This is a genomic window from Kamptonema formosum PCC 10802, from assembly GCF_000332335.1.
Lineage (GTDB): Bacteria > Cyanobacteriota > Cyanobacteriia > Cyanobacteriales > Oscillatoriaceae > Oscillatoria.
In genome coordinates, this window is sequence record NZ_KB235948.1 from 4,001,526 (window position 1) to 4,023,162 (window position 21,637).

The 21,637-nt window shown below is 54.2% G+C and carries 24 protein-coding genes, 1 tRNA gene and 1 pseudogene; 13 read left to right on the top strand and 13 right to left on the bottom strand.

All coding sequences use genetic code 11. The annotated features are described in order from the left end of the window. Window positions 1–34: 34 nt before the first annotated feature. The gene (locus OSC10802_RS0117200) at window positions 35–868 is read right to left on the bottom strand and encodes an SDR family oxidoreductase (RefSeq protein ID WP_017718009.1); all 834 of its coding nucleotides are present in this window, start codon (window positions 866–868) and stop codon (window positions 35–37) included. 270 nt (window positions 869–1,138) lie between these two features. Between OSC10802_RS0117200 and OSC10802_RS0117205 the strand changes: the two genes are divergently transcribed. Continuing rightward, window positions 1,139–1,537, top strand: a complete 399-nt coding sequence (locus OSC10802_RS0117205) for a nuclear transport factor 2 family protein (RefSeq protein ID WP_017718010.1) — start codon at window positions 1,139–1,141, stop codon at window positions 1,535–1,537. A gap of 84 nt (window positions 1,538–1,621) precedes the next feature. On the opposite strand, the gene OSC10802_RS0117210 is transcribed toward OSC10802_RS0117205, so the two are convergent. Both OSC10802_RS0117210 and OSC10802_RS0117215 read right to left on the bottom strand, forming a co-directional pair. After that, window positions 1,622–2,410: a DUF3598 family protein gene (locus tag OSC10802_RS0117210; protein WP_017718011.1), complete on the bottom strand. Its 789-nt coding sequence runs from the start codon at window positions 2,408–2,410 to the stop codon at window positions 1,622–1,624. Between the two features lie 278 nt (window positions 2,411–2,688). Beyond that, window positions 2,689–3,750 carry a photosystem II reaction center subunit D1 gene (locus tag OSC10802_RS0117215; protein ID WP_017718012.1) on the bottom strand — a complete coding sequence of 354 codons (1,062 nt, stop codon included), beginning with the start codon at window positions 3,748–3,750 and terminating at the stop codon, window positions 2,689–2,691. A gap of 362 nt (window positions 3,751–4,112) precedes the next feature. Between OSC10802_RS0117215 and cofG the strand changes: the two genes are divergently transcribed. Beyond that, window positions 4,113–5,078 (top strand): 7,8-didemethyl-8-hydroxy-5-deazariboflavin synthase subunit CofG, encoded by a 966-nt coding sequence (cofG, locus tag OSC10802_RS0117220; RefSeq protein ID WP_017718013.1) that lies wholly within the window; start codon window positions 4,113–4,115, stop codon window positions 5,076–5,078. 239 nt (window positions 5,079–5,317) lie between these two features. Then, window positions 5,318–5,389: transfer RNA gene (locus tag OSC10802_RS0117230), tRNA-Cys, on the top strand. A 152-nt stretch (window positions 5,390–5,541) separates the two neighbouring features. On the opposite strand, the gene OSC10802_RS0117235 is transcribed toward OSC10802_RS0117230, so the two are convergent. Then, window positions 5,542–5,889, bottom strand: coding sequence for a hypothetical protein (locus OSC10802_RS0117235; RefSeq protein ID WP_044171140.1), 348 nt, complete (start codon window positions 5,887–5,889; stop codon window positions 5,542–5,544). Between the two features lie 608 nt (window positions 5,890–6,497). Between OSC10802_RS0117235 and OSC10802_RS40650 the strand changes: the two genes are divergently transcribed. After that, a complete protein-coding gene (locus OSC10802_RS40650) occupies window positions 6,498–7,979 on the top strand; it encodes a serine/threonine-protein kinase (RefSeq protein ID WP_017718017.1) in 1,482 nt (493 codons plus the stop codon). A 307-nt stretch (window positions 7,980–8,286) separates the two neighbouring features. On the opposite strand, the gene OSC10802_RS0117250 is transcribed toward OSC10802_RS40650, so the two are convergent. Beyond that, window positions 8,287–8,793 (bottom strand): tetratricopeptide repeat protein, encoded by a 507-nt coding sequence (locus OSC10802_RS0117250; protein ID WP_017718018.1) that lies wholly within the window; start codon window positions 8,791–8,793, stop codon window positions 8,287–8,289. 64 nt (window positions 8,794–8,857) lie between these two features. Here OSC10802_RS0117250 and OSC10802_RS46360 point away from each other — a divergent pair, with 64 nt between their 5' ends. Further along, window positions 8,858–9,361, top strand: a complete 504-nt coding sequence (locus tag OSC10802_RS46360) for a HEAT repeat domain-containing protein (RefSeq protein WP_155967976.1) — start codon at window positions 8,858–8,860, stop codon at window positions 9,359–9,361. A 230-nt stretch (window positions 9,362–9,591) separates the two neighbouring features. Here the strand turns inward: OSC10802_RS46360 and OSC10802_RS0117260 are convergent, their stop codons facing one another. From OSC10802_RS0117260 to OSC10802_RS40655, 4 genes and pseudogenes are all read right to left on the bottom strand, one after another. Then, window positions 9,592–10,068 (bottom strand): M15 family metallopeptidase, encoded by a 477-nt coding sequence (locus OSC10802_RS0117260; RefSeq protein WP_017718020.1) that lies wholly within the window; start codon window positions 10,066–10,068, stop codon window positions 9,592–9,594. Between the two features lie 163 nt (window positions 10,069–10,231). Further along, a complete protein-coding gene (locus OSC10802_RS50150; protein WP_155967979.1) occupies window positions 10,232–10,684 on the bottom strand; it encodes a UCP032817 domain-containing protein in 453 nt (150 codons plus the stop codon). A 96-nt stretch (window positions 10,685–10,780) separates the two neighbouring features. Then, window positions 10,781–10,954 (bottom strand): annotated as a pseudogene (locus tag OSC10802_RS46365) (photosystem II q(b) protein); the annotation flags it as partial. Between the two features lie 514 nt (window positions 10,955–11,468). Then, window positions 11,469–11,699: a hypothetical protein gene (locus OSC10802_RS40655; RefSeq protein WP_063711961.1), complete on the bottom strand. Its 231-nt coding sequence runs from the start codon at window positions 11,697–11,699 to the stop codon at window positions 11,469–11,471. Window positions 11,700–11,799: 100 nt separating this feature from the next. Here OSC10802_RS40655 and OSC10802_RS44515 point away from each other — a divergent pair, with 100 nt between their 5' ends. After that, window positions 11,800–12,534, top strand: a complete 735-nt coding sequence (locus OSC10802_RS44515) for a hypothetical protein (protein ID WP_017718024.1) — start codon at window positions 11,800–11,802, stop codon at window positions 12,532–12,534. A gap of 630 nt (window positions 12,535–13,164) precedes the next feature. Here the strand turns inward: OSC10802_RS44515 and OSC10802_RS55690 are convergent. The 3 genes from OSC10802_RS55690 to OSC10802_RS50155 all read right to left on the bottom strand — a co-directional run bounded on the left by OSC10802_RS55690 (window position 13,165) and on the right by OSC10802_RS50155 (window position 14,731). After that, complete coding sequence (locus tag OSC10802_RS55690; protein WP_255349148.1) at window positions 13,165–13,293, bottom strand: hypothetical protein; 129 nt, start codon at window positions 13,291–13,293, stop codon at window positions 13,165–13,167. 123 nt (window positions 13,294–13,416) lie between these two features. Beyond that, the gene (gene purM / locus OSC10802_RS0117285; protein WP_017718026.1) at window positions 13,417–14,442 is read right to left on the bottom strand and encodes a phosphoribosylformylglycinamidine cyclo-ligase; all 1,026 of its coding nucleotides are present in this window, start codon (window positions 14,440–14,442) and stop codon (window positions 13,417–13,419) included. Beyond that, the gene (locus tag OSC10802_RS50155; protein WP_155967982.1) at window positions 14,411–14,731 is read right to left on the bottom strand and encodes a hypothetical protein; all 321 of its coding nucleotides are present in this window, start codon (window positions 14,729–14,731) and stop codon (window positions 14,411–14,413) included. Before OSC10802_RS50155 ends, purM begins: the two co-directional genes overlap by 32 nt. Window positions 14,732–15,085: 354 nt before the next feature. On the opposite strand from OSC10802_RS50155, the gene OSC10802_RS56170 reads away from it, so the two are divergent. From OSC10802_RS56170 to OSC10802_RS0117310, 4 genes are all read left to right on the top strand, one after another. Then, complete coding sequence (locus OSC10802_RS56170; protein WP_026098575.1) at window positions 15,086–16,210, top strand: septal ring lytic transglycosylase RlpA family protein; 1,125 nt, start codon at window positions 15,086–15,088, stop codon at window positions 16,208–16,210. A 229-nt stretch (window positions 16,211–16,439) separates the two neighbouring features. Next, entirely contained in the window at window positions 16,440–18,023 is a 1,584-nt protein-coding gene (locus tag OSC10802_RS0117300) for a bifunctional pantoate--beta-alanine ligase/(d)CMP kinase (protein ID WP_017718029.1), read from the top strand. Window positions 18,024–18,061: 38 nt separating this feature from the next. Then, window positions 18,062–19,036 carry a polysaccharide deacetylase family protein gene (locus OSC10802_RS0117305; protein WP_017718030.1) on the top strand — a complete coding sequence of 325 codons (975 nt, stop codon included), beginning with the start codon at window positions 18,062–18,064 and terminating at the stop codon, window positions 19,034–19,036. Window positions 19,037–19,602: 566 nt separating this feature from the next. After that, the gene (locus tag OSC10802_RS0117310; protein WP_017718031.1) at window positions 19,603–19,830 is read left to right on the top strand and encodes a photosystem II protein, Psb35-related; all 228 of its coding nucleotides are present in this window, start codon (window positions 19,603–19,605) and stop codon (window positions 19,828–19,830) included. A 402-nt stretch (window positions 19,831–20,232) separates the two neighbouring features. On the opposite strand, the gene OSC10802_RS50160 is transcribed toward OSC10802_RS0117310, so the two are convergent. Continuing rightward, a complete protein-coding gene (locus OSC10802_RS50160; protein WP_017718032.1) occupies window positions 20,233–20,376 on the bottom strand; it encodes a hypothetical protein in 144 nt (47 codons plus the stop codon). 70 nt (window positions 20,377–20,446) lie between these two features. Here OSC10802_RS50160 and OSC10802_RS0117320 point away from each other — a divergent pair, with 70 nt between their 5' ends. The 3 genes from OSC10802_RS0117320 to OSC10802_RS50165 all read left to right on the top strand — a co-directional run bounded on the left by OSC10802_RS0117320 (window position 20,447) and on the right by OSC10802_RS50165 (window position 21,450). Next, entirely contained in the window at window positions 20,447–20,671 is a 225-nt protein-coding gene (locus OSC10802_RS0117320; RefSeq protein ID WP_155967984.1) for a hypothetical protein, read from the top strand. Window positions 20,672–20,886: 215 nt separating this feature from the next. Further along, the gene (locus OSC10802_RS0117325) at window positions 20,887–21,069 is read left to right on the top strand and encodes a hypothetical protein (RefSeq protein ID WP_017718034.1); all 183 of its coding nucleotides are present in this window, start codon (window positions 20,887–20,889) and stop codon (window positions 21,067–21,069) included. A gap of 228 nt (window positions 21,070–21,297) precedes the next feature. Continuing rightward, complete coding sequence (locus OSC10802_RS50165; RefSeq protein ID WP_155967987.1) at window positions 21,298–21,450, top strand: hypothetical protein; 153 nt, start codon at window positions 21,298–21,300, stop codon at window positions 21,448–21,450. The last annotated feature ends 187 nt before the right edge of the window (window positions 21,451–21,637 follow it).

A 21,637-nucleotide genomic window follows, 5' to 3' on the forward strand; every position in this document is an offset into this window, starting at 1 on the left:
TTATCTCACTAATGCGCAACGCTGCCGCACAGTGTCAAACCAGGGTTTCACTGTGAGTGAACCTGTAACCCGCCGCCTTGAGCTTTTGATTGGACACGCGCAGGCTGTAGGAGCGGCTGTTGTGTTCCGCCGGCTCCCACTGTATTTTGGCAAAACCGTAACGAACGCACACCCGGTCCGCCAGTTCCCGTGCCAGCACCGGCTCATCGTTAACCAGATTGTAGATTCCTTGCAATCGGTTAGCTAGGGCAAACTCCACAGCGCCTGCAATGTCGTCGAGGTGAATCCAATTGGTGAAATTGTCGCCACTTCCAGGAAGGGTTTTCCCGCAGACATTAAACCGTTTTCTAATTTCCCGTCCCGGACCGTAAATCCCTCCCAGGCGCAGGATACAGACCTGGAGGCTTTCACCAGCGGCTCCCAACAATACTTGCTCCGTGTCGCGCAGGATTTCGGCTTGCCTGTTAGCAGGAGAAAGCGGCGATTCTTCACTCACCCACTCTCCGTTCCTGTTGCCGCAGACAGCGCAGCTGCTCGTATAGATGAGCTGTTTGACCGCTGGAGAATGCTTCAAGGCGGCGACAAGATTTTCTGCTGTGCCGAGGTAGGTTTTTTCGTACCCCTCGGCGTCAACTTGTTTGTCGCCTGCCGGTGCGACGCTCAGGAGGACAGCCTCCTGATTTTGGATGGCAGATAGAAGTGATGCTTCGCTGTCAGCTTTCGTCACCACCACGCGCTGAGCGACCTCTTCCAATTCTGCCACGCGCCGGTCGCTCGTGGTGGTTGCGGTGACGAAACAGCCCAAGTTCCGCCAGTGGCGAGCGACAGCAGTTCCCACATAGCCACAGCCGATGATTGCAACGTTCATCAGTCTTATTCTCCGAGTGATATTGTGAGCCGGTTGCGTGGAATGTGAATCCAAACCCCACCACCCACTGGTGTACAATATCTACTGCCGGCTGTCCGGGGAAACACGGAATTTTTCAAAAGTCAGCGTCGCAAAAGCTTTTACAGGGGGGCTCGTGCGGCTGCCGGTGGGACTGAAGTCAGGGGCACGGAACCGATTGCTTGCCCTGAAACTCGCGAGCGCGCTATAATTTTATAATCTATAAAATGCCGTACTGAAGAGTGAGGGGCGATGGCAGAAAAGGAGCTTAGCACAATAGAAGTTGCCCGCCGGGCATTCGGGCATTTCACTCACGCCCTGAAAACCGGCGAGTCGGAAGCGTTTTTAGATATGCTCACCGACGATTTCACTTTCTGGTTCCCCGTGGGCAAATACCACGGCTTGAACGCCGGTAAAGAGCGGTTTCGCGAATTCTTGCAGTATGTTTATGAAGCCTTCCCCGGCGGGATTTCGGTGACGCTGGTAGAGCGCGTCACCAGCAACGAGACGACTGCTGTCTTCGAGTTTCGGGACGAAGGGACGCTGTTGGGAGAACCCTACAAAAATCGGATAGCGGTTTCTTTTGACATTCGGGGAGGCAAGATTTGTGGCTATCGCGAGTATTTTGGCAGCGATGGCAAATCGTATTGAAATAATTTTTTATGAGACAGTGCCGCCCCTACTGGTCCAGCCGGTGCAACTGTTCAAAAGCCAGTAGGGAGGGCACTGCCGGCTCTAGGGGTCAAGCCGGTGGAATTCTTCAAACGTCACCGTCGAAAAAGCTCCCGAATCGTCATACTTGATGGTGAGCTGTTGCAGGTAAGAGGGTGTCACCAGCCAATTTGCAGCAAGACTAAACGGAGTTCCAACACTCACTTGGCTGGGACAGCTCAACGAAATTCCGTCAGGGAAAAAGAAGCTTTGGTTTCCTTCCACCGGCCATTCCAGTTGTGCCGGCACAGGCGGCGAAACCTGTAAATCGGGTGTCATCGTCACCGAAGTTCCTTGCCAATTGCCGGTGATATTTCGATCCGGCAACAAATTGAGTTCCGCTGACCAGTATTCACTGGGGAAGCCGGTGGCGTCTTCGCGAACACTAGCCGTCCGCATCAAACTGCCGGTGCCGTCATAAACTATGCCTACGCTGTGCCGCAACTCCTCGTGCCTAAAAAACAACTCCACTCCAAAAGCCGACCCTGTTTCTATCTTTTTCTCTGCCCAAGTAGCAGCCCCCTGGTCAAAGAAAACCCCTCTCATCGACTCGCGCTGTGGGTGGAAAAGTCCATCTAGCAAGTTATTCGACTGCTTATTAAACTCCCAACTTTGCTCCTCTGTTTTGCCCTCAGCGTACATGTACCGATTGGTTTGCTCCACTTCCGTCTGTTCTGGATTAGTTTGGAAGTGTCGGAGACTTTGAAAAGATTCGGTTATCTCTCCTTGCGGGGAATATCGCGTCCAAATCCCGTGCCAGTCCCTCACATGATTATTGCATAAATTCTTCCAATTTCGCTCCTGAACATCCATAGGGCTTCTCAACCTCCTGCCGGTTTAGCCTACTATGGTAGCACATTTCCACGAATCCCAGCTGAAAACCCCTGGCTAACTTTTTGCCCTCCCTCCGATCAGAGCTTAGAGGATAGCGCCTTCGCCCGCTATGCGCCTGAGCGCGGTCGTGCGGCTCACATTTTCTTGGCCACTCTTCACGGCGGCGGTTCAAACAAAAAAGCGCCCCCCGGAAACGGAGAGCGCTTTTTTTGTCTTGCAGAGACGCAACATGTCGCGTCTCTACAGAATGACATTTCTTAGCCCTTGATAGCGGGAGCTTCAACGCTGGCCAAGTCGAGGGGGAAGTTGTGAGCATTGCGCTCGTGCATCACTTCCATACCCAGGTTGGCGCGGTTGATCACATCAGCCCAGGTGTTGATAACGCGACCTTGGCTGTCAATCACGGACTGGTTGAAGTTGAAACCGTTCAGGTTGAAAGCCATCGTGCTGATCCCCAGAGCGGTGAACCAGATACCGACGACCGGCCAAGCACCCAGGAAGAAGTGCAGAGAACGGCTGTTGTTGAAGGAAGCGTATTGGAAGATCAAACGACCGAAGTAGCCGTGGGCTGCAACGATGTTGTAGGTTTCTTCTTCTTGACCGAACTTGTAACCGTAGTTTTGAGATTCGGTTTCGGTGGTTTCACGCACCAAGGAAGAAGTCACCAGAGAACCGTGCATAGCGGAGAACAAGCTACCGCCGAACACGCCGGCAACACCCAGCATGTGGAAGGGGTGCATCAGGATGTTGTGCTCAGCTTGGAACACCAACATGAAGTTGAAGGTTCCGCTGATACCCAGAGGCATACCGTCGGAGAAAGAACCTTGGCCGATCGGGTAGATCAGGAAGACTGCGGTAGCAGCAGCAACCGGAGCGCTGTAAGCAACACAGATCCAAGGACGCATACCCAAGCGGTAGCTGAGTTCCCACTCACGACCCATGTAGCAGAAAACGCCAATGAGGAAGTGGAAGATCACCAGCTGGTACGGGCCACCGTTGTACAGCCACTCATCCAAGGAAGCAGCTTCCCAGATGGGGTAGAAGTGCAGACCGATAGCGTTCGAGCTGGGGACAACAGCACCGCTGATAATGTTGTTGCCGTAGAGCAGAGAGCCTGCAACCGGCTCGCGGATGCCGTCGATGTCCACTGGGGGAGCGGCGACAAAGGCGATGATGTAGCAGATGGTGGCGGTCAGCAGGGTGGGGATCATCAGAACCCCGAACCAGCCAACATAGATGCGGTTCTCAGTGCTGGTGATCCAGCTGCAGAACCGTTCCCAAACGTTGGCGCTTTCGCGACGCTGTAAGGTGGTGGTCATTGATTTATGAGTCCGTTATTTATTTTTCAAGGTTGTCGGTAGCGTTTTTTCTACCTTGATTACTAGATTACACACCTAATTAAGATTTGTAAAGGGGTTTAACGAAATTTTTTACTTATGAGAGTGATTAGGTTTTCTTATGGGTTGTCGGATGGAGCAGCCTGGACTTGTACCGGCGCGACGGGCGCGTTCGCACATACCCGTACACCTCGGAGCTCGACTGATGGGGCATGGCGCATGGGGCATGGCACATGGGGCATGCGGAAGATTGTCAGCAATGCCCAACGATGATGCCCCATCGCCCACTGCCCCAATGCCCAATGCCCCAATCCAAAATCCACAATCCACAATCCACAATCCAAATGTCCCGAACCGTCACCTACTGCCCCGCTCACACGCTGGTTCCGACATACGAGTGCTTTAACCGCTGCACCTACTGCAACTTCCGCACCGATCCGGGGAAGAGTCCCTGGATGGAATTGGCCCATGCAGAAAAGCAGCTGCAGGCGCTCCAAGGCACCGGCACTATCGAAATCCTCATCCTCAGCGGGGAGGTTCACCCCCAAAGTCCCCGGCGATCTGCCTGGTTCCAGCGCATTTACGACCTGTGCGAACTGGCGCTGTCTCTGGGATTTCTGCCCCACACCAATGCCGGCCCGCTGAGTTTTGAGGAAATGGCCCTCCTCAAAGAGGTCAATGTTTCGATGGGGCTGATGCTCGAACAGCTGACGCCGAAGCTGCTGGAAACGGTTCACCGGCACGCCCCGAGCAAAGTCCCAGAACGCCGGCTGCAACAGCTGGAATGGGCGGGCCAGCTCCAGATTCCCTTCACCACCGGCCTATTATTAGGAATTGGGGAGACTCCCGACGACTGGCGGGCTTCCTTGGACGCGATTGCCTTGATTCACTGCCGGTGGGGCCACATTCAAGAAGTTATCCTGCAACCCCACAGCCCCGGAAGCCAGCAGACAGGCAAGATTTCGGCGTTTAGCGCCGAAAAGCTGCCAGAAGTCGTTGCCCTCGCCCGCCAGATCCTGCCACCGGCAATGACCCTGCAAATCCCACCCAATTTAGTCCAGCAACCGCACCTGTTGCTGGCTTGCTTGGAAGCAGGTGGCCGAGATTTGGGCGGCATTGGCCCCCGCGATGAGGTGAATCCCGATTACCCCCACCCCCATTACCGGGCGCTGGCAGAAATCCTCCAGCCGGCATCTTGGCATCTGGTGCGGCGCTTGCCGGTTTACCCGCAGTATGACAGCCTCGCGCCGGTGCGCTTGCGAACTGCCGTCACCCACTGGCGCAATCGCATCGCCGGTGCCCCCTACTGAGAAACCCGGAAGGGGCGGTCTCCGTGGGTGGCACCGCCCCTACGAAACCGGGTTTCTGGGGTGCCCCACCGGCACTCCCCGCACCGGCATGAGCGCCGGCGGGCCGCTCAGACGTGGCCCAACCGGCACCGCAAAAATTTTCCTAAAAATTTTCCAAATTTTCCAGATAATTTCACGCCGGCTTCTTGCGCAGCGGTGAAAAGTTGCTATAATGAACAATGTTGCGAGCAATAAACTCTGGCGGCATAGCCAAGTGGTAAGGCAGGGGTCTGCAAAACCCCGATTCCCCAGTTCAAATCTGGGTGCCGCCTTTGCTGGAGATTAATAGAGATGCCGGCTCTAGGGGCGGGCTTCCCCCAGATGTGTGCCGGTGGCAGGGGCGGGGCTGACCCGATCTATCAAGGTCTCGCTTGACAGGCGAGACGCCTGTCCAATTCCCCGCGCCCCATACCGCATGCCCTTTCTACGCCAATTCAGCCTGTCGGGGAAGAAACCAGAGATTGAGGAACAGCCGGCTGCCCGGTAAATTGGATTTCGGGACGCTTTCTGTGGCGCACTCCACGCTGTGAGCCGCCACCAGCATTGAGTCACTGGAACGCACCACCATTTCGCCGGATGCCAGTGCTTGTCGCAGCTGACGCCCGGACTTCCAGGCATGAAACTTAACAGCGTTCCAGCGGGGGTTGGCAGGATAGCCGGCAAACCCGGCTCGCAGTGCGGGCAGGTTGGCGCTGGGGATTGCGGTGGGAAAGAAGACTCCCTCCGCTATATCTACTACAGGATTATCGTGATGCTTGAGTGTTGTGGTCACTGGCTTCACCCCCCTTGCCGTTTCCGGCCTATAAATTTATTGTTGAGCTTTTATATTACATCTATAATACAAAAACCCGGGTTTTACAGCTAGTCTCTGAGCGTCAGTTGGTATGGATTTCAGGGCGGATTGCCCCCAAGCGGCGGTTGGGGAAACCCGGCCCCCATACTACAGCCGGTGAGAGCAGGTCGCTTTGGCCTTTGCCTCGCACCGGCCCGGTAATTTACATTTCTTAGGATTATACCGGGGTGTGTAACATTTTGCAACAATCCGCGAGCCGGCAATTTTCAGTGCGCGAGACAGGAGCTGTGCATATTAAGCCCAAAAATTGATATACAACCGGCAGTGACACCTGTCAACATTTTTTTCCAGGGCTGTGCCGGCGTGGCGGGGAGCGGAAGTGCGGGGGGGAGTGCCGGCGGCAGCGGACTGGGCCAGGAGCCGGCGGGCTGAACGGGAGCCGGCTGCGGGGAGATGGGGCGAGGGTGCCGATTTGACAGCTGGCTAGCCGCCCGGATATAGATTGCAACAAGCCGGTTACAATAAAAGAAGACTTATCTGTACAGTTCCACACCGCACTTCCTGTATCGAAAAGTGCGGGGTTATATATGACCAACAACTCTGCTCTTGTTGCCGGCTCAATTTTAGAGAATCGCTATCGGATAGTGCGTGAATTGGGACATGGCGGGTTTGGGCGCACTTACCTGGCTGAAGATATGAATCGGTTCAGCGAGTCTTGCGTGCTCAAGGAATTTGCCCCCCAGGTTCAAGGGGCGAATGAGTTGCGAAAAGCTCAAGAGCTGTTTGAGCGGGAAGCCGGCATGCTCTACAAGCTGCAGCACCCCCAAGTGCCCCGCTTTCGCGAGCTGATCCGGGTCAGGAATGCCAGTCGGGAATCGCTGTTTTTGGTGCAGGACTATGTGGAGGGGCCAACCTACTACCAGCTTCTCAAGTCCCGCAAGCGGTTGAGCGAAACGGAAGTGATTCAGCTGCTGATCCAGCTTTTGCCGGTGCTGGAGTATGTCCACTCACAGGGGGTTGTCCACCGAGATATTTCGCCAGATAATTTGATTTTGCGGACGGCAGACCGGCTGCCGGTTTTAATTGATTTTGGTGCGGTCAAGCAGATAGCGGCTAGCGCCCTGTCGCAGTACACGCAACAGCCCGCCGGCACGTCGGTGGGGAAGGAGGGCTACGCCCCAGATGAGCAGATGCGTCAGGGGAAGGCTTTTCCTTGCAGCGATTTGTACGCTTTGGCGGTGACGGTTTTGGTGTTGCTTAGCGGCAAAGATCCGAAGGATCTGTACGACAGCGTTAATGCGACTTGGCGCTGGCGGAACGAGGTGAGTGTCAGTCCCCAGTTAGGCGCGGTGCTCGATAGAATGCTATCGTACCGCCCCCGGGACCGCTACCAGTCGGCTAGGGAGGTGATCGGGGCTTTGCCAGGGGGAGCTTACACTGTGCCGACGTCACCTTTTGTGCCGGTGAATCCCACCCCGACTCCAGTCTATTACACCCCACCTGCTCCTCAACCTGCTGTGCCGGTGAATCCCAAACCTGGGCAAGTGCCGGCAAATGCCAACTTTTCGACGCTCGCTACGCAAATTGTGGCTCGCGCACTGGGGCGGAATGTTCCCAATCCTACCGGGATCAGCAACAGCCAGCTGATTTGGCGTCAGCGAGGATCGTTTGCAAAAGGGATTGGGGTGGTTCTGGTTCCTGGAATTATTATTGCGTTTTTGGTACAATCAGTTGTTTCTGTGGTGAAGTTGCCGGCACTGCCGAAGTTGCCGGAACTGCCGAAGTTTCCGGAAATCCCGAAGTTGCCAAATGCGCCAAAGCTGCCGGGCACATCCATGAGCAAGACAGAACTGGCTCGCCAGGAAAAAATTGGCGAGCGCCGCAAGAAGTTGAAAATTGATAGGGCGGTGTTTTATCCGAAGGTGGATGAGCTGTTTTATCGCCGGCACCCGGAATTAAAGGGGCGTGCTTTGAGTGATAAGCCTGAAGATACTCGCTTGCGGGAGGAGTGGATGCGGGTTGCTGAGGATTTGCTGGACAGGTTGGAGCGGGGGCAGACAAAGCTTTAAGCTTTGTACCTTTGTAGGGTGCGGAGCGCGTTGCGTAACGCACCGTAATTATGGCTGAGCTATTACCCTCGTTCCCAGGCAGAGACTGGGAACGCGCCTCGGTCGGCTCTGACTTGAAAATAATCTTGTAGGGGCGATGCCCCCGTGCTCGCCCCGCCCCCGGGACAATTTTCATTGGTGGCGGTGTGCGCAGTTCATCGTGACTGCCTCTTTGGGAACGGTTTTAAGTATTCTACGGTAGTCTTGCATAGGAAAGACAGGCGTGCGCTCCCCCACCGGCAACCCCCTCTGCCCCATGACAGCCGGCTTATTCTCCCAACTCGATTTCTCTTGCCGGTGAGGGGGCGTGTATTTGCTTCGTTTGGCTTAGCTCAATCTCTGCCTCAGCTTCGACAGGTCTTCGCTCCGGAAATTCGTCTTTTTTTTGCGGGGATTTTATCGGGTTGGGCGGAACTGCTAGGGTGAGCGCTCGCGCTGTCTGGGCGATGGCGTTGTGGGGGTCGATTTGCAGAACTGTATTAAAGCAGGCTAGGGCTTCAGAGTGCCGGCGCAAATTGGAAAGCGTCACTCCTTTATTGTACCACAGGTCTGCGACGTTGGGATTGATTTCAATTGCCTTGCTGTAGCGGGCAATGGCTTCTTCGTAGTTTCCCAATTGCTCTAGGGCTATACCTTGGTAAACCCAGGCCGGTATAAAATGGGGGTTAATCTCAGTGGCTTTTTGGAAGCACTCCAGCGCTTCGGCGTGTTTGCCCTCATCCTGGAGGGCCATGCCTTCGTCAAACCAGCTTTCTTCTGTGCGGGATTTAGTCACGGTTCCTTAACTCCTGCCAGGTTTGTTTGTTGACATTTTAATGCGATTGTGATAAAGTTGTGCTGTGAAAGGCAAGATTTTAAGCGTTTGCCAAGACGGTATAATTAGCCTAACGCAAGTAGAGAGGGGAGTCGCCGGTCGAGGACTCCAGCAATGCCGCCAGGGGTATGAGCGAAATTTGGGGTGCCGGTTGGGCCAACCAAGGGAGAGTCAGATGGAAGATAAGGACATCGATAGGTTGATTGAAATCCTGCGCACCAGTCGGGATGAGGAAACTCGCCGGGAAGCCGCAGAAAGCCTGGGGAAAATCGGCACCGGCAACTCTACTGCTATCGAAGCGCTCGCAGAACTGCTGCGCACCAGTCGGGATGAGCGCACCCGCCTGCTCTCACCGCAAGCCTTACAATTTGTCGCCCATTTCCTGACATACCGGGCAGAAAATGAGAGTGAACTAGCCACTTATGAACTGCTAGAAATACCTGGTTTTATGGAATCCTTTGAGCGCGGTCAAAAAGATATCCAGGAAGGTCGTGTTGCCGAATGGAGAAGCATCCGGTCGGATTTATAGAGTATATTGATGGAGTCGGGTTAGGAGTTGGCGACGAATAACAAGTTTTTGATTACAGTTGGGGGAGATTGTAACAGTTTATATGCAAGAGAGAGGAACACCGGCACTTGTTGACACTTTTATTAAAGTGTGGTAAAACAAGAGCCGGCTTCACAATATGCGCGTTTCCCCTGCCGATGGTGTGGCAAGGGCAAGGGGTAAGCGCGGTTATTCAGGAGTAGTTGCATGAGCTAGCCTGAATTTCTTGCATCTGCAAATATTTCTGTTGCGCGGGGTGAACCTACAAATCGCCAGTGCCAGGGCTCGTAGCTTACTCCTTGAGAGTTGTTAGCAGGGAAAGACATCTCAAAGCCAAACTCTTTTGCGTGAAGAGTTAGCCACCGATAGGCATTAGTTTTTTCAAATTCATAGGTAATATCCTTTTTGGGAGATAAACCATCTGCCATATCGAGAGCGTAGCCAGTGTGGTGCTCACTATAGCCCGCTGGCGCACTTAACTTTGCGGCTTCTTCAGGAGATCCGCGCCGCTCAATCTGGCTTTTGAACAGCAACTCCTGAGCCGCAATATTACGAAATCCTGAAACTGGAATAATCCAGACCCCTTCATCACGGGCAGCATAAATCAGCTTCATTAGTGCTAGCCCAGCTTCTCGATCCAGTTGCTCAAATCGTTGATATTCCTGCTGAGCATAGCTAGCAATAATCATCAATCTGCTGCTGTCGGCTTCTGCCTAAGGAAAATAAACCGGGTTTCTGCGACCAACTTTGCCTTTATCGAGACTGGGCTTGAAGTTGCAAAAAGCGATCGCCTCTTATTTTCTATATCCATAGAAGCAATCGCTTGTATTATTTTTTGTTAACGACCGTTTATCAATTGCTATCGCAGCTTCCTCCTCCTGCACAATTATCACTACAAGTAGAACAATTATCGGAACAATCTACTGTACAATTAGGGCCGCAGCTAGAAGATTTTCCTAATCGAGACAATGAATCTTTGAAGTGAATCGAAAATAGATTGAAAAGGTTTTGCTGCGCTATTTTCTTTTCTTGTAGTGAGGTCGCTCTACTGTGGGGAGCGTGGTGTATAAAATCTCCCGAAATATTTTTTTTGCAAAATTTTTGATATAATTGTGTGTGAATTATGTGGGAATGCCAAAATTTATCAACTTCATCAGAAGGAACACCTAGAGAGATGTTCTTGGGTTTAATAGCACAGAGGTACATATATTGTCGGTAAAGCATATCGATACTTTCTAGACGATTCGCTAATTCTGGATAATCCTTCAAAAATCGCTCTTGAATTACTGATAAATCGTAACTCATTACTCGCTCCAGTATGGGGGCTGATGTTTGAGCGAGGGATTTCATTTGCTCTGAATCAGATAAAAAAATGTTGGGGTCATAATTTTGGGGGAATAAAATTAGGAAGTGAAAGATCACCAGTTGGTACGGGTCCCCGTTGTACAGCCACTCATCGAGGGAAGCCGCTTCCCAGATGGGGTAGAAGTGCAGACCGATAGCGTTCGATCTGGGGACAAAAGCACCGCTGATGATGTTGTTGCCGTAGAGCAGAGAACCTTCAACAGGTTCTCGTTGGGTGCTACCTTAACCAGGTTACCGGCTGTACGGCTTTGGATAGTTGGACGGTACTCTGGGGTCTGGGTCATGTATTTTTTGAGGCCCAAATTTTTTATCGTCTGCACCACGATCTAATCGTGGTGCAGACGATTGCACAACCCCTTGCAAGCCGCACAACAATAAGAAATATTACAAATCGAAACCGTAGAACTGGCCATTCTAGCCCCAGCTCGGCTCCCGACAGGTTGGTGCTGGGGTGATTGAAGACAGCCACAGCGAACTGGCGACAGAGCGTTTACTGGGCCAGGGAACTGCAACTGCAGATTCCTATAGATCCAGTATGCCCTAATACCTGAAGCAGCAGCCACACAAGCATAGGCCCCAGGGATTATCCGATAGATAGACTGCCTTTGCCACTCTCACATCTTATCAGAGCCTCAAAGGCCGCACCAGTGCCCCCCACGGAGACTGCCACCTCTTAGCCCCAGGCAGCTGTTGCCCGCCCGGATCAACTACAGGGAGATTGCCCCTACAGTTTCATCCTTTTGATGTGCAACGCCTCCCCTGGTGCCGCCTCCTCACTGGGCACCACCTTGAGCAGCCCTCGCCCTATCTGCTCTATCAGCTCCGAGCGGCTCAGGTTCATCTCAGCCGCCACTGCATCCAGCCCTCGCACTCCTGTCGGCGTCACCGTGATACAGATCCTCCCCTTCACCTCATCCCAGATGTCAGGTTTCCCTCTTTTGCCCATAGTTGCCATTTCCTAAACCTTAGGCTAGTATATATCAATAAAAATCTTGTGCAATCGCACTGCTACTAACAGATGCGATTGCCGGCCCTGCCTACAAAGGAGGCAAAGCATGAGTCAGTCTAATACAGCGCGAGCCAGACGCGCAGTTATACAGCTGGGAAATATTTCCCTGGAAGTCTTCCTTCTAGAAGATGGCCAGTACCGTCTGAGCCAGACTCAGATAGCGGAAGCGGTAGGAAAAGGCGAGCTTAGTGTTCGCCAGTTCTGGAAGTCTGCAAGTCCTGAAGCCTTGCCATATAAGGATTTGGTCTTGGACAAGGTATTAATAGAAAAAGACCATAAAGGACGGGGGCTTCCTAAAATATCGGCTATTCCTCCAGCATTAGCAATGGCTTATTGGATTTATCAGGCAAGGAAAGGAAACCCAAGAGATCGGCTAATCCTAGAAAGTATTGTCCAAAATACTGTTGCCCCTTTTCAGGAATATGCTGGGACATATCTTATCTATCCTAAACCAAAAGACAAAGCACTTCAAAGCCGTTGCAGTGGCCCAATAAAACACTTAGAAGATTGGTATGTCAACAAGCTCAAAAAAAAGTTAGGTGGGGAGACGGAAGTCTTCACACCCGCCGGACTTATTGACTTACTAACCGCAGAGCAGCTTATTGAAGTAAAAGAAGTAAAACGCTGGAAGTGCGCCATAGGTCAAGTTGAGACGTATGGGGATTATTATCCCTCGCATCAGAAACGCATTCATCTATTTGGGCCATGTCACGAGAGTTTTTATGCAATAATTGAATTTCACTGCACAAAAAGAAAAATTATTTTGACGTGGGAGAGTTAATACGCCCATTAATTCCATCCGTCTACAGCACCAGAAGCCTTGCCATACAATGGTTCTACGCCCTACAAAGACGCATCGAGTTGCGGATCGAGGGCAAGATTATCCGCCGGGAGTTCACCGATGCCATCAAGGATTACATCGCTCGTCACCCAGAACTCTCCGACAATGCGCTAAGAGCGCTTAGGCGTTGCGCCTACGCAAGCAGTGGATGTACGTTAACGCCTCAGAGAAAATTAACCTGCTGCTGTTTGGCGCGAAGGCCAGCAAGCTGCGAGAACAGAACCAGTGCAACAGTAGCGCAGCACTGCGGGAAGGGCACACAATCCGGGAGCATCCCGGTTGTGCAAAGAAGCCCATATTAATGCGATCATGATTTTAGCAGGGGGTAGGAGGAGAAGATTTTTGGCCAGCTGAATCCCGGAAACGGGATTGAAACCACTCTATCTTGTTCTAAGCACACCTGCGAAGTTCTCGCCACCCAAGCGAGGACTTTTACCACTCTACCTTGCCCGCCCCACCGGCTCTCACCCATCCCCCACCCCAAAACAGGCGAGACGCCCCTGGAAAGCCAGTCGGAGGGAACGCCTGCCCTACGCCTTCTAGACCTTAAGGGCAGGCGAGACGCCTGCCCTACGCCTTAATTAAGACGTAGCACAGGCGTCTCGCCTGTGCCCACACCGGCATCTCGCCTGTGCACTCCCCTGTACCCACACCGGCATCCCAACCCAGGCACCGGCATCTCGCATGCACACAGGACATTACGGGCAGGCGAGACGCCTGCCCTACGCCTTAATGAAGACGTAGCACAGGCGTCTCGCCTGTGCACTCCCCTGTGCACTCGCCTGTGCCCACACCGGCAACTCCCCTGCGCCGGCACCAAACCTACCCAGGCAGCCCAATCAAACCACCGGCACCCTCAACCACCTCCCCAATCCTATAACAGGCGATCGCACGAGATGCAAACCACTCCATCGCCGCCTCAGCCTCAACTGCCGGCACCAGCACCACAAACCCAATCCCCATATTGAACGTATTAAACATCTCCCCAACACTCACCCCACCGGCATCCGCCAGCCACTCAAACACCGGCGGCACGCGCCAACTCCCCGGCTCAATCCGCACCGACTGCCCCTCACCCAGACAGCGGGGCAAATTCTCAGGCAGCCCCCCACCCGTAATGTGCGCCATCCCGCGAATCCCCACACCGGCACGCCGCGCCTCCAGAATCTCCTTAACATAAATCCGTGTCGGCGTCAAGAGCACTTCTCCCAAACTTCCCCCCAACCTTTCCGGAGAGTCGCCCCAATCAAAACCCCCATCCGCAACAATCTTGCGCACCAAACTGAAGCCATTGCTGTGCACCCCGGAACTCGCCAGCCCGATGGCAACATCCCCCACCCGCACCTGCGTTCCATCCAGCAGCTGGCTCCTCTCCACAACCCCCACACAAAAGCCGGCTAAATCGTACTCCCCCGGCTGGTAAAAACCCGGCATCTCCGCCGTCTCACCCCCCAGCAGCGCACACCCAGCCTGCTTGCAGCCTTCCGCAATGCCGGCAACCACCTCAGCCAGCTGCTCCTGATTCAGCTTCCCCGTCGCCAGATAATCCAAAAAGAACAGCGGCTCCGCCCCAGATGTCAGCACATCATTGACACACATCGCCACCAAATCCACCCCCACCGTATCGTGCCGGTTCAGCTGGTGAGCCAACTTCAACTTCGTACCAACCCCATCCGTACCCGACACCAGCACCGGCTCCCGGTAGCCCGCCGGCATTGCAAAGAAACCGCTGAAACCCCCCAGCCCGCCCAAAACCTCACGCCGGTGGGTGCTGTGCACCATATTGCGAATCCGCCCCACAAAAGCCCGCCCCGCCTCAACATCCACACCCGCTTCCCGATAATCCATCTGTCAAACCCTCACATTCATCCGGTGATTGCAGCATGTATTTTACTGAAAAGCCGCCAGCCACCAGCACCCGCACCAGGCTTTTTCTGTCTCTTCCCGGCTTAGGGCGACAAGCAAAACTTATTTCTCCCACCCAAAGGCGAACGGCACCCACGCCCTCACCCCACAACCCATTTTCAACGCCCATCGCGATGATGCCCCATCGCGATGATGCCCCATGCCCCATGCCCCATGCCCCATCGCCCACTGCCCCATCCCCCACACTCCGTCCCTTTTGAGCAGTGAACAATCAACAATAAACAATGAACAATCAACAATAAACTTAAGTTCTATTACCACAAAATATAAAATATGTCAAGATAAATAAAATTTTATGAAAATTTTATCCGGGGCGAAACCCTGCAAAAATCCCGACAGCAAAGCATTTTGGGCTTTCTTCAAATCTCCAATCGCTGGCGCTTGTGTGGGAAAATTCAGCGGCATCGCGATCCCCAGTGCCAAAGCTTCGTGCTACTCTATTCCAATCGCAAAAACAAACGTGAACACGGAACGAGCCCGATATCTTTCGGTGCATCTAACAGCTGGGTGCGACCCACCAAAACAGCTCAAAGCTCGATTTCCTATCGCTTTTCACACTGAACCTATGCATGAAAGAGTTTGGATTAGCCTGACGACTGCTGTGTTCGTGACAGCCTGCGGGCCGCAGACCTACAGTCAAGCAGCGCAAAATCAGGCAGCTGACCAAAGCGCCAAGGCCAATGTCACCCAGGCCAAGACGCTCACTGCAAAAACGTCCCAGGAAGCCGTCTCTACCCCGCCTCCCACCCCCTCAGGCGCTGTCCCGCCAACTCCAGTTAAGGTGGGCCAGTACCAGTCGCAAGTCAGAACGCAGGAAGAAGCCGCAGCGATTGCCAAAATTTACCCCCACCAATGGGCGGGGCGACCGGCAGCCACACTGTATCTGCGCAACATTCCCGTCCTGATGTTTGTCAGTTCCAGTGCCGGTGAGGCAGGCATTGCCAATGGAACCAAAATGGGGGAAACCGACGAAGGTACTTCAGCGGAGGTGCCGGTCAGCCCAGAGGCTTTCCAAGCTCAGAATCAAGCTAATCAGCCCCAGCAGGACGATCCCGTTTGGCGGGCGAGCGAGGTGGCGGCCAAAATTAACCAGCTGAATCGGGACAGCGCAGATGCCAGTACCATCACCGTCACCCCCGACGCCCGGGGCGAACGCTACACTATCGAGGTGAATGGCCAAGCATTAGTCGCCATCGACGGTCAAACCATTCTGCCAGACACAACCCGCAACCTTGCAGACGACGCACTGCAAGCCACCAACCGGCTGCGGCGGCTCCTCGGCAACGCCCCACCCCTGGCCGCCATTCCAGGAATGCCAAAGCCGGCCACCCCCACCAGCAGCCCATCCAACGACATTTCCCTCGGGCCGGTCCTGTACCGCATGACCGGCCTGGCATCCTGGTACGGGCCAGGGTTTGACGGCAATCTCAGCGCCAATGGGGAAATCTTCGACCAGAACGCCCTCACCGCCGCCCATACCGAATTGCCGTTCGGAACCCGCGTGCGAGTCACCAACCTGGATAACGGTCGTTCCGTTATCGTTCGGATTAACGATCGCGGGCCCTACGTTGGGGGCCGGATTATTGACCTCTCCGCCGCCGCCGCCGAGGTGCTTGGCATGCTCGACACCGGCGTGGCGCGGGTGAGCCTGGAGATTCTCGGCTCTCAGAACGCAGTCACTGCCCCTTAACAGCACGCTGATTGAGTTTTGAAGATTTCTCGATCCCTGCAGTTGGGATTGGGGGATTGCCAGAGGCTCCTGCGGCAAGCTAGACGCCCTCCCCCGGGGTGCCGCCGCGCCTTCCGGAATGGCTCCAAGACTTCCCCACTCCCCATTCCCCATCCCCCACCCCCCGAGTGTTTGCTTTCTGCGAATATACTGACAGGAAGAAAATTCAAGCAAACACTCGGGGGATACGGTGCGCCTGTTTACTACGGTTGCTGGATTGCGGTGCTATTTAGACCGGCACCGGCCCAACCCAAACCTGGGCCAGACGGTGGGCTTTGTCCCCACAATGGGAGCGCTGCACACCGGCCATTTAAGCTTAATCCAAAGGGCTAGACAAGAGAACGCCGCTGTCATCGTCAGTATCTTTGTCAATCCCCTGCAGTTTGGCCCTGCGGAAGATTTCCAAAAGTACCCCCGCACCCTCGAACAGGACCGGCACCTCTGTCAGGAAGCCGGCGTGGATGTAATTTTCGCCCCGGCACCCGAAGAAATTTACGGACAGCCGGTGGCAGCCAGCGGCACCCCCCACCCCCCGCAATCCCAAAACCAAACTCCCACCACCACTGTCGCGCCGCCTGAGTCCATGACATCCGTGCTGTGCGGGCGGTTTCGACCGGGACACTTTCAGGGCGTCGCCACCATCGTCACCAAACTTTTCAACCTCGTACAGCCCGACCGCGCCTATTTTGGCCAAAAAGACGCCCAGCAGGTGGCCATTATCCAGCGGCTCGTGGCCGATTTAAACTTGCCGGTGGAGATTGTCCCCTGCCCCATCGTGCGCGAGGCGTCAGGACTGGCGTGCAGCTCTCGCAATAAATATTTAACTCCAGAAGAAAAAGAGCGCGCGGCAGTGCTGTATCGTAGTTTACAGCAAGCAGAAATTGCCTTTCAGGCAGGGAAGCGCACCGGCACTGCTATCATTGCAGCTGTGAAAGCGGAGCTGGCTGCCGTGCCAGCCGTCGGGCTCGAATATGTTGAATTGGTACACCCCACCACTCTAATGTCTTTAGACACCATCGATGATGTCGGGCTGCTAGCAGTCGCCGCCCGCATCGGTTCCACTCGCTTAATTGACAATATTTTGCTGCACGAGCGCAAGCCCATTGTCGCTATAGATGGCCCTGCCGGTGCCGGCAAGTCCACCGTAGCCAGCCTTGTCGCCCGAAAGCTGGGGCTGCTGTATCTCGACACCGGCGCAATGTACCGGGCTGTGACCTGGCTTGTTGTGCAATCTGGCATCCCCATAGAGGATGAAGCAGCAGTAGCTGAGGCGGTTGCCCGCTGCCAGATTGAATTTAAAACGCACAATTCTGAATTTAGAATACAGGTGAGTGGCTCCGATGTCACCGGGGCGATTCGCTCTCCCTCGGTGACCGCTCAGGTGTCAGCCGTGTCAGCGCAGCCGGCTGTGCGCCAGTTGCTCGTCAAACAGCAGCAGCTCTACGGTCAAAAGGGCGGGCTAGTTGCTGAAGGGCGCGACATTGGCACCCACGTTTTTCCCGATGCGGATGTGAAGATTTTTCTCACCGCCTCCGTGGGGGAGCGCGCGCGACGCCGCCAGCAAGACATGCAGCAGCAAGGTCTGGGCGCTGTCAGTCTGGAGGGGCTCCAGAGGCAAATCGCCGAGCGGGACCGCTTGGACAGCACCCGCGCTGTGGCCCCCCTGCAAAAAGCGCCTGACGCCATTGAAATCCAAACCGATGGTCTGAGCGTTGAGGAAGTTGTCGATCGGATTGTTAAGTGCTACCAACAAAAGTTCTCTGCTGCTGTATAGTAAGCCTGCATCTACCCTAATGTGCCAGGAGAGATGGCGTGGCAGATATCCAATCGCTGGTTTGGCAGCACAAAGGATTCCTAACTCTGGGTGCGGCAGTGAGCAGTTTCGTCCTCGGCATCATCGTGCCGGTATGCCCACCCCCCGCTGAGGGGGTGAACTTGCCGCCTCCCCGCCTCACCGGCGGTGCGGAAGATATCGCGGCAGTCCCTGCTGTAAAACCGGCTGTCGAGCAGCGGGTTAAGGGCTTCACGCTGGCGCTGGCAACCATAGAGCAAGAAAAAGCGAGCTCTCTGAGTTTTTCAGTGCCGGCTCGCTTTCAGGGGCAAATCGTTTATCGCTTGAATGTCAGCGCTCAGGAAAAAGTCGTGGCCCTGACTTTTGATGACGGCCCCTGGCCAAGTACGCCGGCGGTACTGGACATTCTCAAGCGGAACAAGATCAAGGCCACCTTTTTCTGGGTTGGGCGGCACCTGCAATATTATCCGGACATTGCCCGCAGAGTTGTTGCTGAAGGTCACGCTATTGGCAACCACACCTGGAACCACAAGTACCATCGGGTAGATGAGTCCACTGCTGCCAAGGAAATTGGCCGCACGGCGGCACTTATCTACCAGATTACCGGCGTCAAAACCTCTCTGTTTCGCCCGCCGGGAGGTGTCCTGAATAACGGGTTGGCTGCTTGCGCCCAAAAACAAAACATGGCGGTAGCGATGTGGTCTACTGACACTCCAGAACTCAGGTATGCGAGAGCCGATCGAATTGTCAGCACTGTACTTAATAACGTCCAGTCTGGCGGTGTTGTGCTGATGCACGATGGCGGCGGCGATCGCTCGGCTACCGTGCGGGCTTTACCCAAAATCATCGCTGAGCTCAAGAAGCGCGGATATAAATTTGTCACGCTCCCAGAACTGCTCGAGATGAAAGACAAGCAACTGCAGGTGGCTGCAGCGGCAGCATCTGCTAAACGTGCCGGTGAGCAAAAAAAAGCGCCGGTCAATCCACAGCAGTAGCACCGGCTGACAGAACTCAGAAACCCGGTTTGTTGAAGAAACCGGGTTTCTTTCAAGCAACGCGCCCCAGACACCCGGCTGAGTGCAGTTGACAATCCGCACAGAGGCGTAAAAAATAAAACGCAGCCCGACACTATCGGTACTGCGGAGAAAAACAATGATTATCTCTAGACACAGACTAACAAAACCCCTAGCACGAACCTGTGATTTGGGTCACAACTGTTTGTGATGTTGATTAACTTCAACCATGATTTAAATCGCCACAAGACAACCCTGACTCCCCGCCGGCTCGTGCAGTAGGCTTTTTGCCTTCCCGCAGGGTGCGGCGGCGCTAAGGGGAACGCCGGCACCTCCCGCTAAGTGGCCTAAGAAACCCGGTTTCTGCAAGAAACCGGGTTTCTTGCATTTCGGCTGGCACCTCAGCCCCACCCACCCTACCGCCCGCCGGTGCGGCGTTCCCCACCCCGCAGGCGGGTTTTCACGCCATCTATACCCCCTTGACGCTCTTGGCAAGCAGTTGTTACATTTATTTACATAAAGAAACAAAAGTTTAGGAGAGAGAAGCAATGGCTATCGTGATTATGCTGCTGGTTGTGGGTTGGGTCGCTGTTGCGGTGCTGGGCACACAAGCCTATTTCCGGGGCGAGCAGTCGAAGCCCATCCACATGCGGAACTGGAATTCTGACTCCTTTGAGAAGCTGGCTGAGTCTGTTACGGGAACGAAGATTGATTACAGCCTGCGGGAGCCGGCATACTTAATGGATGCCTATGCTTGCAATAACCTGCCCAAATAGTAGTGCCGGCAGTGCTGCCATGAGGCAATATAGCCGTTCTAAATGATTTGTTAAACCTCTAGGTGCCAGAAACCGGGTTTCTCCAAGAAACCCGGTTTCTTATTTTCCATGCCGGCTAGGTGCCAGAAACCGGGTTTCTCCAAGAAACCCGGTTTCTTATTTCCTTGCCGGCAGTCAATTAAATTGCTCTCATACTAGCCATCCCAACAGACAGCTCCATGCGCGCAGTTCAAAATCCGTGTCGTGGGGTGGGCTAGCGCCAGTTACCTGATAAATAGCACCGGCATCTAGGACATCAGTCACAAAACGCCCTCCCCTCCCAGTCAATTTCTTCCTGTTGGTGACGGGCAAACTCTTCACTGCTATTGGGAAGATGAGCGTATTTTCCTTTTGCGGCGCGAATCAAATCAGCCCCTGAGGGGGTGCTGTCTCTTTCCGCTCTTTTTCTGCCAAGGAAGCCAGTAACTCAGCGGCTAGAAGCAGACGGTCAGGTGAGAGCTGCTCAAGATACTGGTTGATTTGCTGGCGTATTTCAGATATGCTCACAGTCCCTCCTAATCCAGCAGTATGGCTGGAATTGCCCCCTCAATTTGTGCTATCAATTCAAGCTTTTTCAATGATATCACAAGCAGCAGTGTGGGGCAACCGGCAGCTTTCAGAACCCGCCTATCTGGGACTGCAGTCTGGCCGCCGGCAACCTGTGGCAGATGTAAACTGGATGCAGCAGGCGTGTGGGGCAGGGTGCGGGCATGTCACCGGCGTGGCAGAGATTGCCAGTGATGTTCGGCGGGCTGTCCCGCCGGCCCGGGGCATTGCGGCTGAGCGTGCTGGGAAATGTTAAGGATTAATGCAAAATTGCGGTAGCTAAAGCTAAATCAGTTTATAATCGCTTCCTGTGGTCTGCTCTCCGCATGCGGAGAGGGACGCGCTATCCCGTCACCAAAGGAGATAAAGCGGCTCGTTTGGCTCCCGCGCGGAACGGGCTTCAGCTGGCACTGAAGAAGATGGAAAGCGTAAGAGAAATTGCCCGCACCTGTATTTTGGAGAGGAAAAGGTATGGATATAAAAGAAGTGAAACAAGTAGCATCACAGCTGCTATCTGGCCTGCTATCTAACCCACATGTTTACCCTAACTACAGTGATGATGGGGTTAGAGGGGAAAGGGAGCAGATTCTCATAAATTTATCCATTGAGATGGCGTCCGAGTTAATTGAGAAGATTGATAAAAGAGCTCGCTGAACCGGCTGCCCTTGTCCGTCCCCCGGCTGCCGGTGTCTCCTGAATTTGACCGGGAGGCATCCGAGCAGCCAGACTGGCATGAATAAATTAGGGCTATTTTGGATTTTGGATTTTGGATTTTGGATTGGACAAGGCGGGAGGAAAGCCTTTTCAGTTCCTGGGGAAAATCCTATTTATCCGAAGTAGGTGTTACACAGGAGTAGCGATGATCTATAGCATGGATGAAGGGTGCGAGTCGCCCAACGCGCTGCGGCTGACATGGAAGCTTGGTTGAGGAGCCGGCCTGAAACAGTGGGGGTGCGGAATGTAGACAATGACCCCACTTTCCAGAAGATTGATGTAGATTTAATTGTAACCGATAGCACTGAAGTTAGCGCGTAGGGGCGCGTCCCGCCACCATTAGTGTCAACTTAAGCCCCCGGCGATTGAAAGAAGCTGTTGGCGAATTAACGGGGGGTTAGACCTCAGGCTAGTTGGCCAGGTTCCTGGCGATTGGAAATCGCGGCTATACAGACGAAGCCCGCCTTCGCGGGCTAAAGAGTAGAGCGAGACTCTCACAAGCTGCGCG